Source organism: Brevibacterium sp. HMSC24B04, from assembly GCF_001806835.1.
In the GTDB taxonomy this organism is placed as follows: Bacteria; Actinomycetota; Actinomycetes; order Actinomycetales; family Brevibacteriaceae; genus Brevibacterium; species Brevibacterium ravenspurgense.
The window spans coordinates 31,998-44,314 of sequence record NZ_KV786102.1 but is presented as its reverse complement, the minus strand read 5'-3'; the positions used below and the strand labels follow the sequence as shown (position 1 = coordinate 44,314).

Below are 12,317 nucleotides of genomic sequence, written 5' to 3'. Positions count from 1 at the left end.
GTCAGGGCACGATGATCCGCACGTCGGCGCCGCTGCCGTCGGTGCGCACGTGAGTGTCGGCGCGCAGGCCTTCAATCCACAGCGCCGAACTGAAGCGTTCGACAAGCGCACCCAGGCCGATGGTTGCGCGAGGGTCTTCCGCCACGGCGTTCGTTGCCGGTTCGATGAGCACGCGAGCACCGGAGCCCATGGGCACAAAGCGCCAGCCGTCTTCGCCGGGCACGCGGGCGGGGCCTGAGCGCACTGTCGCTATTGCGCGGCTGACGTGGGCGAGGATGTCGTCGTGGAGGGTGCCGGAGATCGGCCGGAGGCCTTCCGGGTGGGCTCCGAGTGCACTTTGGCACGCTTCTGCCCAGCCCAGGCGGAACCACGGGGCTAAGCCGCCTGCTTCTTCGAAGGTTTCCGCGGGGCGTTCGGTCGCTGCGTCCGGTATGACCGGGCTGCTGCTGTGGGCGCGGATGATTGCCAGCGTTGAGTCTTCTGCCGTGAGTGCCGCGGTTGCGGCTGCGTGGTCGGCTGTTCTCTGGTCGACAACCCCGTAAGAGGCGAGGCTTCCCGCCCGCTGTCCCCGCCGGAAGGGGTGGGGGAGGTCTTGGAAGATGACAACGCCGATATCGGCTGAGAAATAGGAGCGCAGCCACGCGCCGGCACCGGCCGCCCACTGGTGTGGGTGATACACGGGAGCGATGACTGTCTGGCCCGAGGTGCGGTGGCCGCCGTTGAATTCGACGGTGCCGTTGGAGGTGAAGGTCAGGCGCACGGGTGTGCCGTTGAACGTCCGTGAGGCTACGAGCGCGCGGGTGGTCGCGGCAATGCTTGTTTCGACGTCGGGGCTGTCGGAGGCCAGCAGGCGCCCCTGGCAGGTGGACACGAAGTCTGCGCGCACGGCGATGATGTCGTCATCCCGGATTTCCACGCGGGCCCTGTCGATGTCGGCGGCGATGAGCGCTGCCGCGCGGTCGGTGTCGAGGGGGTTCTGTGGGAGGCTGGCGGCGATTCCGAACGCCGTGGCCAGTGATGTGCGTGCCATCAGCCCCACACCGTGGTCGGTCCGTCATCGGGGCTTGCTGCGGCGGCTTCTGTGAGGATTTCGTCAAGCCGCTCATCAGCTTGTTCGCCGCCGAGTTTGGTGCGGGTTTTCGCATCCAGTCGGTCGGCGCCGATCGTGAGAACTCGGGCGCGCGTACCGTTGAGGGCATCCATCATGCCTGGCAGACGGAGCGCTGGTTCGGCCGTGAACTCGGGACGTTCGTCGACGGCGAAGATGACGACGTCAGCCTCGCGGATCGCTTTGAGTACGCCAGGGGCGGCTTTGGTGCTGTCGAATACAGGGCGGGCAATGCGCGTGGCGTCCGTGCGGCGTTCAGCGATGTAGCGACGTGCCGGCCACGCTTCCTCAGTCTGAGCTCCGGGCACGACCACCATCGTTTCGACAGCGGTGTCGGTCAGCGGCAGCAGTGCGAAATCCGGTGCGTAGCGCTTGCTCATGGCCTGTGTGACCGCGGCCAGCCCGTAGCCCAGCCCCATAAGCCGGCTGCGCAGGACCGCCGCGGCCAGCTGGAGGTCGTTCATGCGGAACCACTCGGCGTCTACCCGGAAGGCGGCCAGTTCAGCTGCCGCGCCGCCGGGGACGGGGGAGGCCGGCGGAATGAGGCAGGCGTCGATGTCGGGGCAGAAGCGCAGCCCGTGGACGGTGACGTCGGTGAGCGTGGAGGCAATCACCGTGAGCTCGGCATCGCTATGCCGCAGACCCGCCTGGCGGACATCGGCGAGCACGTGGGTGAGTCCGTCGGTGACGGGCAGAACGGTGATCTTCATGCGCTCATCATGTCATCCGATGTTCGCGTGCGCCGAATCGGTGCACAGTGTTCTTTCTGCCGAGTGCCGCCGGCTCGGCCTGTTCCGCACGGGACTGTCCGGCATGGCCGCCCGCAGCAGGCCGGAGCCAGAAAAATCATAAGAAAACTGCTTCATTCCCATAGGTTGTGGTGCAGGCGTTGTTGGGCGTCCACATATTGTGTTCGGCGCGCGGATCCCGTGGGAACGCGTGTTCTATTGTCAGGTTCTGGGAGGGCTGAATAGCATGACCCCACTTGACTAAAGGGGAATGACACACGTGTAATTTAACTACGACGCGTCCCGCAAGGACTGTCGTAGAAAGGGGAAGCACGTGTCAGAAGCGCGCAAATACAAGAGTTCTCCGCAGCGTCCGGCACCCAGTGTCACCGAGCGTGCAGCTCAGGACTGGTTCGTCGACCCTGCGCACTCCTCCCCGTCTTTCGTCCCGGATCCGCTTTCTGTCGATCCTACCGAGCTCAAGCCGATTTCCGGCGGACCCGATGCCGGCATTTCCAGCATCAATCCGCTGGCTCTCCTCTTGGGAGAAGGCGACGCCGGTCTGGACTGGCAGGACCAGGCGCTGTGCGCCCAGACGGACCCCGAGGCTTTCTTCCCCGAAAAGGGCGGCTCCACCCGAGAAGCTAAGAGGGTGTGTGCTTCCTGTGAGGTTCGCGCCGAATGTCTCGAATACGCGCTGTCCAACGACGAGCGTTTCGGAATTTGGGGCGGACTGTCAGAACGCGAACGACGTCGTGTGAAGAAGCAGGTCGTGTGAACTCCGCGGAGTGAAAAAGGGGCGAGGCGCCAGCCGTCGCCCCTTTTCCGTTCCCGGGCCGCTGTCTCGGGTGAGGTCAGCCGAACATAAGGTCCAGCAGCTCCGTCAGCTCCGCATCGAGAATCTGGCCCCTCTCCTGGGCAGTGCGTGCCAAAGCGCGCAGCGGCAGGTAGTTGATCTCGATGATGCCGGGACTCGTATCAGTGCGCTCATAGGCGAGAGCCGCAAGGCCCATCGACGTGGTCAGCCCCTGCTGACCAGCCGGCGGAACCCAGCGCAGCCGCAGTTCGTAGTCTTCTGGATTGGTACCTCGGGCAGTGAGCAGCTCAGCCAGCAGCTCCGACCCGGCCCTGTCCAGCTGATCCCAGCGGGTCAGTGATGCCGGAGCGTGCGGCGGCAGAGCCGAACCGCGAAAATCACGATGCCTGGACACGGGGCCTCCCTTCCGGGCCAGCGTATCCGCTCAAACGCGCAGCGGCCTGTACTACACTGCCTGTGTGTTTCGCACCTGTTCCAAAATCGGCTGCTCTGAACCGGCCAATCGCACGCTCACCTATGTGCATTCCGAAGCGTGCATTGTCATCGGCCCTCTTTCCCAACAGCCCGAACCGGGAGCACACGACCTGTGCGAAACTCACTCCGATCGGATCACCCCGCCACAGGAATGGCAGATCATCCGCTTGGAAACCGACGGCCCGCCCATCGAGCGAACCCGCGATGATCTGCTGGCGATTGCAGATGCCGTCCGCGAAGCCGAACCCGAAGCGCCCGAAGGCCGCAAACACGGACACCTGACCATTATCGAGGACACATGACTCGCTATGCGCGTGAACGCCGAACCGTCGGCGCCTATGACGTACGCGGGCTCGTCGGCGAAGAGCTCACCGACGACTTCATCTTCGCCTTCGGCTGGGCTGTTGCCCATGCGGCACAGGCCGAGTGGGGCAGCGAAGAGATCCTCATCGCCCACGACATGCGGGAAACCTCGCCGCGTTTTTCGCGCCTGCTGGCGGCAGGCAGCCGGCAGGCGGGACTGCAGCCGAAGAACATCGGCATGGCCTCGACCGATCAGCTGTACTTCGCTTCCGGCGAATACGGTCTGCCCGGTTTCATGGTGACCGCCAGCCACAACCCGCCCGAATACAACGGAATCAAAGTGTGCGGACCCGGAGCATCCGGTGTGTCCCGGAAAGACCTTCTGGGCACAGCACTCGAACTGCTGGACTCCGCCCCCGAATGTTCCTACGGCCTCAGCTCCGCCGACTCTGCGGCAGCCGCTGATACGCAGCTTGGCGTCGATGAAGCGCTGGCGCAGCGCACGGCCCGCGGCTTCGCCGAGCGCATCCGCAGCCTCACCGGCTTAAACCGGGTCCAGGGGCTGACGATTGTCGTCGACGCCGGAAGCGGCATGGCCGGGCTGACGGTTCCGCAGGTGTTCGGAAGTGCGGCGGGGCTGGAGGCGCTGAACATCACGGTGCGCGGCATGTACATGGAGCCCGACGGCACTTTCCCGCACCACCCCGCCAACCCGCTCGATCCTGCCAACCTCGTCGACCTGCAGGAAGCTGTCATCGCAGCGCGTGCCGAAACAGCCGAACCTGTCATCGGCCTGGCCTTCGACGGCGATGCCGACCGCTGCTTCTTTGTGGATGAAAACGGCGACACCGTGTCAGCATCTGCGATCGGTGCGATGACCGCCGTCAACGAAATCCGCCGCGTCCGCGCGGAAGAAAAGCCCGTTGTGCTGCACAACCTGCTCACATCGCGTTCTTCAGTGCAGTGGGTGGAAAAGGCCGGCGGAACGCCCGTGCGCACTGCGGTGGGGCATTCCGGCATCAAACAGGCCATGCGCACCAACAACGCTGTCTTTGCGTTCGAGCACTCAGCTCACTACTACTTCCGCGATTTCTTCGGGGCAGACTCCGGTCTGCTCGCAGCAGGACACGTGCTCGCCGCCGTGCACGCTTCGGGCAAACAGCTGAGCGAACTGGCAGCTGACTACGCGCCCGGGCCCATGAGCGGCGAAATCAATTCACGCGTCGAAGATCAGCAGGCGGTGCTGGAGGCCGTGGCTGAGGCCGGCCAGCGCGGTGACTTCGGCCCCGTGACAATTGATCGCCTGGACGGAATCACGCTCGACGGTGATGGCTTCTGGATCAATGTGCGCACATCCAATACGGAGCCGCTTGTCAGACTCAACGTGGAAGCCCGCAGCCAGGAGGGGGTTGACGAACTCGTCGAAGCGGCACTGGCCATCATCCGCGCATAGGCCCGCTCGGTAAGCCCACTCAGCCTGCGCAGAAGGCCGCCTGCCGCGCTTACTGCAAGCGCATGGCTCACTGCAGGCGCATACCGTGGGGCAGCCTGTCCATGCGGCTGGCGAAGACGTCCTTTGCCTTCTGCGCGTTCTGCGCTCGCCGGTAGCCGTCCCAGCGCTGGAACTCCACAATCGTGGCAATGAACTCTTCGGGCAGTGTGCCTATCGGCGGAGCCGGGGCAGCGTAGTTGTTGAGCTCATCGGCGATTTCCACCGCTCGCGCCCACCGGGATTCCTTCGTGTGCATGTGAGCCGTTGCGAGGAACTGTGCCGCGCGGTGCTGCAGGGGTGCGGGGATCGGGGAAATGTCAGCGCTGCGCGCCCAGGCCGCCAGTTCCGGCTTGACGGGGTTGGTGCGCGTCGCCGGCAGCTTTGCCCGTTCGCTGATGGCGATGGTGCCCGCCAGGTGATCGCCCAGCCGCTTCGTGTCAGCGGAGAACAGACCCACGAGAGCCGCGACACCGCCTCCGGAGCCCAGAATCTCAAAAGGCCACAGGAGGGCGCGGATAAGGCTGTGGCGAAAAGCCAGGGCACCCCCGTCGTCGCGGACGATCCGCAGTCCCACAATGAGCTTGCCGACAGAACGGCCGCGCGTCAGAAATTCGACGATGCAGGGCACGCCCACAAGAATGAAGATCGACGCGAGCGTGGCGATCGTGATTGCAAGCAATTCGCCGTTGTAGGTGTCGACATTGCTCAGAAGGTATGCCAGCCCGATGAAGTAGGCGATGTAGACGACCGTGTAGATCGCGAAGTCAATAGCGCATGATGCCGCCCGCGCCATGAGGGATGCGGGGCGGATGCTGAGGCTGATGGCCTCACCGGTGACGAGTTTGCTCACCCGTACATCCTCGCATATTCGCCGCCGGGTCAAGATGCCTTAATCTGGTCTTCATGGATCCCATTCTGCTGGCCGCTTTGAACTCGCCGGACTGGAAAGAGCTGCAGCGCCTTTCGAAGAAGTCGCGCCTGTCCGGGCCCGAAGTGGCAGAGTTCAACCGCCTGTACCGCAGGGCGAACAAAGACCTGTCGCATCTGCAGACGGTCGCCCCGGAATCGGACGCCGCGGTCTACTTAAGCAGGGTAGTTCTGCAGGCGAGGGTCCACTTCGGCTCTGTTCCCGGTTCTGCGAAGTCGACGGCCATGCGCTTCTTCGGGCAGTCGCTGCCGGCGGCACTGTATTCGCTGCGCTGGTATTTTGTCGGCGTTTTCGTGCTGTTCACGGGTGTTGCCGTCGGCACCCACATCTGGGCGGCAACCACGCCGGGTCTGCTTGACTACATGCTGCCGCCGGAAGCACAGCGCGAGATCGCCGAACGCGGCTTTGTCGCCTACTACCGCGAAAACCCCAGTTCGGTCTTCGCCCTGGGCGTGTGGGTCAACAACGCTTGGATCGCCGTGCAGTGGGTGGTGCTGGGGATCACCGGGATCTACGTCATCAACGGCATCATCATGAACGCTGCCAACACGGGGATCATGGCCGCTGTCATGTATGAGGCCGGCTACGCGGAGGACTTCTGGAAGTTCATCCTGCCCCACGGCGTCCCGGAGATCACGTGCATCCTCATTGCCGCTGCAGCGGGCCTGAAGATCTTCACGTCCTGGATCATTCCGCGGAACATGACACGCCGTCAGGCGGTGGCCAAAGAGGGCCGTTCCCTCATCACGGTTGCCATGGGACTCGTGATCTTCCTGTTCCTGTCCGGCCTCATCGAAGGCTTCATCACCCCGTCCTACATGCCTTTCGGAATCAAGATGATCTTCGGTGCTGCACTCACCATCGGCATCGTCGCCTACACGATTGCACTGGGCCGTCCCGCCTACCTTGCGGGTCTCGACGGAGACCTCGACGAGGAGCGCGCCGGCTACCGCACCGTCACCGTCCAGTAAGCCCGACCACAGAGAAAGCCGTGGTCAGCAGACCACGGGGCAGGCACCTCGTACGTCAATTCACGAGGTGCCGCTCGTCAGAGCTTCCCCTGCGCCTTGAGCCGGATGTAGAGGTCCGCAAGCGCCGGCGGGAGCTTCTCTTCGGGTTCGGTGAGTGAATAGACGCCGCTTGCCGACATTGCGCGGCTCAGCGCACGCTGATTGAGCATTTCCCGCTGTGCCGCACCGGCCCGGTACACCTGAGCGGGTGAATAGACCTCGTCGGCCATATCCTGCAGCTGTGGATCAGAAACCGAGGCGAACGCGATCTGGTGGCCCCGCTTGAGCAGCGGCAGCGACGGCAGAACATCCTCCTGGATGGTGATGGCATCCAGGGGAGTGAGGAACACGACGAGCGCCTGTGTTGAGCAGCGCTTGAGAACCTCAGAGGCCATGACCTGCCAGTCGGATTCGTACAGGCTGGGGAAGATGTCCGCGATCTCCTCATCAAAACGGGGGATCGCCTTTTCCCGGGCCAGGGGGCCGAACGCGGTGCGGATCCTGGCATCGGCCACGATCACATCAACACGGTCGCCAGCCGAACCGGCCAAAGCCGTCAGCAGCATCGCCGCTTCGACGAACGTGTCGAACTGCGTGCCCTCGGCAGAACGCTTCGCCGCCAGCCGGCCGGAGTCGATGACGATCACCACGCGACGGTCGCGTTCGGGCCGCCACGTCTTGACCATGACCTCCTGGGCACGAGCCGTGGCACGCCAGTCAATTGAGCGCACATCATCACCCGGCACGTATTCGCGCAGCGAATCGAACTCGGTTCCCATACCGCGCACCATGAGTGCCGTGCGGCCCTCCAGTTCCCGCAGGCGGTGCAGACGCGAAGGCAGGTGGCGCCTCGACAGGAACGGGGGAGTGATCGCAACCTGGGCCGGAACATCAAATGACACCTGACGGCCGGCAATCCCCAAGACCGAAAAGCTGCGCAGCGTGACCTTGTCCGCTGACAGCCAGCCGCGGCGCGTGGGAGTGAGCGTCTGCCGGCGCACGTGCGATTCGCCCGCGGCAAGACGACAGCGGTCCCGGTTGTTCTCAGCACCGGCACTGGGCGACCACGCATCACGCAGGTGCAGCCTGTACGTGCGCTTGGTGGGATTGTGCAGGGTGAGGTCGGCCCACGTTTCCTGGCCCAGACGAACCTTGCCGCCGGGAGTGCGCGCCGCCTCAATCCTGCGCGGGGACGGCGTGATGAGCAGGTCGACGACAATGCCGACCAGCAGCACCGTGATCCCGATGAGCGCGGCCGCGGTCGTCTGCAGGGCAACAACGCCTACGCCGATGATCCCGGCGAAGACCATGGTGCGCCACGTGAGAACCATCAGCGCGGAACCGCAACCGTCGACACGATCGATTCGAGAACATCGTCGACGTCGAGACCGTCCATGTGCGCTTCAGGGTTGAGGCGCACACGGTGGCGGAAGGAAATCGGCACGAGGAACTTGATGTCATCCGGGGTGATGAACGCCCGCCCGTACAGCCACGCGTGAGCCCGCGCGGCAGACAGAAGGCGAGTGGCGCCTCGGGGAGACACACCCAGTTCCAGTGACGGGGCCTGGCGCGTGGCCTGCACGAGGTCGACGATGTACCCGAGCACTTCCGGGGCGCAGTAGACATCTGCCACGCGCTCGCGGGCAGCGAGGATCCCCTCGGCGTCGATCTGCGGGGTCACCCCGGCATCGGCCAGTTTGTCTGCGGCAAAACCGCCCGCGTGGCGCTGCAAGATGTCAAGCTCAGCATCGCGCTGCGGCAGGTTCATCTGGACCTTGAACAGGAAGCGGTCCAGCTGGGCTTCCGGCAACGGGTAGGTGCCGTCGTACTCGATGGGGTTCTGGGTTGCGGCAACGAGGAACGGCTGGGGCAGGGAGTACGTGTTGCCGTCGACCGAGACCTGCTTTTCTTCCATCGCCTCGAGCAGGGCCGACTGGGTTTTCGGCGGGGTGCGGTTGATTTCGTCGGCGATGAGGATGTTGGTGAACACCGGGCCGGGACGGAACTCGAAGTCGCCGGTCTTGGCGTCGTAGATGGTCGAACCGGTCACATCGCTGGGCATGAGGTCCGGGGTGAACTGGATGCGCGCGTGATCGAGCTCAACAGCGTGCGACAGAGCACGCACCAGCAGCGTTTTGGCGACACCGGGAACACCTTCCAGCAGCACGTGGCCACCCGTGAGAAGTGCAATGAGCAGAGCGTGCGTGGCGTGGCCCTGACCGACGACCGCGTTGGCAGTGGCGGTGCTGACGGCGCCGAAGTGAGCCCGGAGTTCGTGGTCGACGTCCGTCAGCTGGTGGTCCTGGGCCAGGCGGTCAACAAGCGACGATGCGGGCTGCGCGCCGGGCTGCTGAGCGCTCGTCTGGGGGTTCGGCTGGGCGGGAGCCGCTGCCGAGGTGGAGTCGGCGGGGGCGGGCACCGAACCGGACGGCTGGGCGCCGGGCTGGTGCGCGCCGGGCTCGTTCTCCGGCATGTCTGGGATGGGAGCGCTGGGGTCGTGCTGGTTTGTCATAGTCGCCTTTCGAGTTCGCTGATGGCCTGAGCCAGGCTGACAAGTTCTGCGTCTGATGTCGGTTCTGCGTGCAGCAGAAGGTGCTCGATGCGCTGTGGGCTCTCGCCCAGTTTGGCCGCGACCGCGCGGCAGACGTCTTCTGCCGGAGCTGACGTGGGCACGCTGAGCTTGCGGGCCAGCGAGATGATCGCGGCCTGCTGAATGGGGCGCAGGGTTTCTGGTCGGGCCCCGGCTCGCTGCAGAAGACCCGCGTGTCCGGTCACGGTTTCCTTTGCCGGAACAGTCACCGGCAGGTGCTCGGCGGCCAATGGGCCGAAGCGGCGTCCGCGCCACAGCAGAGCCACCAGAGTGAGCACGCCGATCCACAGGACTGCGAAGTACACCCACTGGGGAACGAAATCCTGGGTCTCCTGGATATCGGAGTCGATGAAGTCATCGGGATTCGGCCAGAACAGGACGACGGAATCTGCGTCCGCGACGAGACCCATAGCCAGTGAGGCATTGCCGTGCAGGGCGATCTCGTCGTTGCCGATCCAACTGCTGTTGCCCATCACCGTCATAGTGCCCTTGCCGACCGGAGCTTGGACGAGGCCGGAGGCCTGCTTGCCCATGTCGGGGCGGTAATAGCACTTCACCGAGTCTTTGTGGGTCGAGTAGTAGTGAATGAAGGGCGCGCTGACCGGGCCTGCCTTCTTGGCCGCGGGGTAGTCACAGGCAGGTTCGCGGGATTCTTCAAAATCGTCGGGGCCGGCGAATTCCTCTGTGGGGTGGATTGTGTTTCCCCAGCCGCCCATGTCGTACGGGGCTGAAAGGATCACGTGGCCGCCTTTTTGAGCTGCGGCGGTCATCTTCTGCCTGCTGTCGACGGAAATGTCGTCCGGGTTGATGACAACGACCGTTGTGCCAGGTTTGGCAGCGGCTTCTACGGCTGTGTCGAAGTTGTCGGTCTTCTTAAGCCGGGCGCCGTGATCTTCAAGAAGCTTGGCGTAGGCGTGGGTGCCGTCTGCGCCAAAGCTGTCGTAGTGCCCGGAACGTGTTTCGTCACGCTCCGCGGAGGTCAGCGTGATGGCCGCACTGGCCATGAGGAGAACAGCCACCAAAACGAGCCACAGACCGGCTGATCGACCAAGGGACTTCAGGCTGCGTCCGGCACCCGCTGAGCGTGTGCCGCGGACCGCGACGTCGAGTGCGGCGCTCATGCCCTCACCTGCTCAGAACCGCGGGAGTCTGCAGCCTCAGCCGAGTCAGCTGTTTCCTGACCGGGCGCGCGCAGCGCTTGAGTTGCGGAGTCGAGCTGTTCGGCGAAGCGGTAGTCGGCTTCGTCCGCGGGGTAACTGCCGAAGACGATCCGGTCGAACAGAGAGGCGGCCTTATTCAGCTTGTCGCTCATAGCCGGCAGTGCCGCGGAAGCCGCGGCTGCAAGCTCCGCTGCAGTCGAGGCGGCCTCGACGTCGATGATCCGCTTCTTGTTCAGCTCTGCGAAGACTGCGCGAATCTGGTTGGCAGTGGCATCTGCCCAATCGCCGCTCTCTGCAGCTTCGTGTGCGAGCTTGCGGAACACACGGGGTTCGACACCGGTGAACTCGGAGTCCATTTCGAACAGCTGCTTCGAGAAGTCGTCGTCGGTGCCGCGGCGAACCCGCCAGATCACAAAGCCCACAACGGCGGCTGTGAACAGGATGACGCCGATGATGAACCACGGGGACTGGGCGTTGTCGACCCCTTCCGCGAGCTTCTGGAAGAACAGGTCGAGCATGCGCTTGATCTTGCCGAAGAACGAAATGTCGACTTCGCTGTAGCGAGGATCAGACAGTTCGCGTTCGGCCCATTCACGGCCTTGTTCTGGGGTGGGCTGCTGCAGTCCGCTCATACTTCCTCCGCTTCTGCCAGGAGGACGAGGTCATAGCCCTCTGTGCGCATCCGCAGGTTGAAGTAGACGGTTGACAGAAGTGCCGCCCGGTAGGCGTAGAGCAGAACCCCGATGGCCAGAAACAGCCCCGTGAAGATGGTGCCGAGAACAGCAGCGACAGCAGGCCCCTCAAGCTCGCTGCCGCCGAGCATCAGAATCGAGAGCACGCCGATGACGCCTCCCAAGTAGATGAAAGCCGGTGTGGCGATGATGCCGATGACCTGATTGGCCAGCCAGAACCCGAACACGGTCTGTCCAGCCACCTGAAAGAAGCCGCGACCTGTCATCTTCCAGGACCGGGCTATGGCGGTGAAGGTCCCCACTCGCTCCTGGGCGATGATGCATCCCGTCAGGCTCAGGCGAATGCCGAAGAACACCGTCAGCGCCCACCAGACGAGGACGAGCGCTGTGCCCAGGGTCAGGCCGATGACAGTCCCGCCGACGGCGCCGGCGAGAATCGCTGCGGCAAGGAAGACCGCGAGAACTATGAGGTGGGCCGTGCCCATAAGCAGTGCCGCACCGAACAGCTTTCGACGGGATCCTCGGAGGTGCTGCCAGGCCTGGCGCAGTGACATTGTGCGGCCGAAGAATGCTTCGCGGGCGCCGATGCTCGCCAGTCCGCTGAAGACGATGAGAGCAGCCAGGGTGAGGTATTCGACGATTCCCGCGCTGATCTGCACCACAAAGCTCAGACCGCTCAGAGCCTCCTCGGACGAATCGAGGAGCTTGGTGAAGAAGCTGTGACCGAAGTACCACGTGACGGCTCCCGCAAGAGCAAAGACGCCAGCGGTCAGCCCTGCCCCGATTCCTGCGCTGCCGTAAGTCAAGGCGGGGTAGCGTCGCATCAGGCGGAATCCGCCGTCGAGGACCTCGAAGAAGCCCAGGGGGCGCTTGGGCAGAATCCCCGGGACCGGCGGGGGAGACCACTGCGGCCGGCGGCGAGCCTTGGCGGGAACCCGCTGGCCCGTCGACCAGTCGACGGTCAGACCCCAATCAGGGCTGTTGTTCTGTGTGAACACTTCACTCCTGCGAGATG

At 64.3% G+C, this 12,317-nt stretch carries 13 protein-coding genes; 4 read left to right on the top strand and 9 right to left on the bottom strand.

Translation table 11 applies throughout. The features are described 5' to 3' along the window. Nucleotide 1: 1 nt before the first annotated feature. On the bottom strand, nucleotides 2-1,030 hold the full coding sequence (locus HMPREF3092_RS09000) for a coenzyme F420-0:L-glutamate ligase (protein WP_026022822.1): 1,029 nt from the start codon (nucleotides 1,028-1,030) through the stop codon (nucleotides 2-4). Further along, nucleotides 1,030-1,818 (bottom strand): 2-phospho-L-lactate transferase CofD family protein, encoded by a 789-nt coding sequence (locus HMPREF3092_RS08995; RefSeq protein ID WP_070424657.1) that lies wholly within the window; start codon nucleotides 1,816-1,818, stop codon nucleotides 1,030-1,032. Before HMPREF3092_RS08995 ends, HMPREF3092_RS09000 begins: the two co-directional genes overlap by 1 nt. 529 nt (nucleotides 1,819-2,347) lie before the next feature. Between HMPREF3092_RS08995 and HMPREF3092_RS08990 the strand changes: the two genes are divergently transcribed. Further along, a complete protein-coding gene (locus tag HMPREF3092_RS08990; protein ID WP_167317597.1) occupies nucleotides 2,348-2,614 on the top strand; it encodes a WhiB family transcriptional regulator in 267 nt (88 codons plus the stop codon). 76 nt (nucleotides 2,615-2,690) lie between these two features. On the opposite strand, the gene HMPREF3092_RS08985 is transcribed toward HMPREF3092_RS08990, so the two are convergent. Beyond that, nucleotides 2,691-3,047 carry a hypothetical protein gene (locus HMPREF3092_RS08985; RefSeq protein WP_070424656.1) on the bottom strand — a complete coding sequence of 119 codons (357 nt, stop codon included), beginning with the start codon at nucleotides 3,045-3,047 and terminating at the stop codon, nucleotides 2,691-2,693. Between the two features lie 64 nt (nucleotides 3,048-3,111). On the opposite strand from HMPREF3092_RS08985, the gene HMPREF3092_RS08980 reads away from it, so the two are divergent. Together HMPREF3092_RS08980 and manB are read left to right on the top strand one after the other, a co-directional pair. Next, a complete protein-coding gene (locus tag HMPREF3092_RS08980) occupies nucleotides 3,112-3,429 on the top strand; it encodes a DUF3499 family protein (RefSeq protein ID WP_019175635.1) in 318 nt (105 codons plus the stop codon). Next, a complete protein-coding gene (gene manB, locus HMPREF3092_RS08975) occupies nucleotides 3,426-4,883 on the top strand; it encodes a phosphohexomutase domain-containing protein (protein WP_070424655.1) in 1,458 nt (485 codons plus the stop codon). Before HMPREF3092_RS08980 ends, manB begins: the two co-directional genes overlap by 4 nt. 67 nt (nucleotides 4,884-4,950) lie before the next feature. Here the strand turns inward: manB and HMPREF3092_RS08970 are convergent, their stop codons facing one another. Further along, nucleotides 4,951-5,772, bottom strand: coding sequence for an RDD family protein (locus HMPREF3092_RS08970; protein ID WP_070424654.1), 822 nt, complete (start codon nucleotides 5,770-5,772; stop codon nucleotides 4,951-4,953). A gap of 53 nt (nucleotides 5,773-5,825) precedes the next feature. Between HMPREF3092_RS08970 and HMPREF3092_RS08965 the strand changes: the two genes are divergently transcribed. Beyond that, on the top strand, nucleotides 5,826-6,821 hold the full coding sequence (locus HMPREF3092_RS08965) for a stage II sporulation protein M (protein WP_070424653.1): 996 nt from the start codon (nucleotides 5,826-5,828) through the stop codon (nucleotides 6,819-6,821). A 77-nt stretch (nucleotides 6,822-6,898) separates the two neighbouring features. Here the strand turns inward: HMPREF3092_RS08965 and HMPREF3092_RS08960 are convergent, their stop codons facing one another. The 5 genes from HMPREF3092_RS08960 to HMPREF3092_RS08940 are packed head-to-tail and all read right to left on the bottom strand — an operon-like array spanning nucleotide 6,899 to nucleotide 12,300. After that, entirely contained in the window at nucleotides 6,899-8,191 is a 1,293-nt protein-coding gene (locus HMPREF3092_RS08960; protein WP_061944011.1) for a DUF58 domain-containing protein, read from the bottom strand. Further along, complete coding sequence (locus tag HMPREF3092_RS08955) at nucleotides 8,191-9,372, bottom strand: AAA family ATPase (RefSeq protein ID WP_070424652.1); 1,182 nt, start codon at nucleotides 9,370-9,372, stop codon at nucleotides 8,191-8,193. Before HMPREF3092_RS08955 ends, HMPREF3092_RS08960 begins: the two co-directional genes overlap by 1 nt. Further along, nucleotides 9,369-10,571 (bottom strand): DUF4350 domain-containing protein, encoded by a 1,203-nt coding sequence (locus tag HMPREF3092_RS08950; RefSeq protein WP_070424651.1) that lies wholly within the window; start codon nucleotides 10,569-10,571, stop codon nucleotides 9,369-9,371. The genes HMPREF3092_RS08955 and HMPREF3092_RS08950 overlap by 4 nt, the downstream gene beginning before the upstream one ends. Beyond that, a complete protein-coding gene (locus tag HMPREF3092_RS08945; RefSeq protein ID WP_070424650.1) occupies nucleotides 10,568-11,242 on the bottom strand; it encodes a DUF4129 domain-containing protein in 675 nt (224 codons plus the stop codon). Before HMPREF3092_RS08945 ends, HMPREF3092_RS08950 begins: the two co-directional genes overlap by 4 nt. Beyond that, on the bottom strand, nucleotides 11,239-12,300 hold the full coding sequence (locus HMPREF3092_RS08940; RefSeq protein ID WP_070424649.1) for a hypothetical protein: 1,062 nt from the start codon (nucleotides 12,298-12,300) through the stop codon (nucleotides 11,239-11,241). The genes HMPREF3092_RS08945 and HMPREF3092_RS08940 overlap by 4 nt, the downstream gene beginning before the upstream one ends. Between the last annotated feature and the right edge of the window lie 17 nt (nucleotides 12,301-12,317).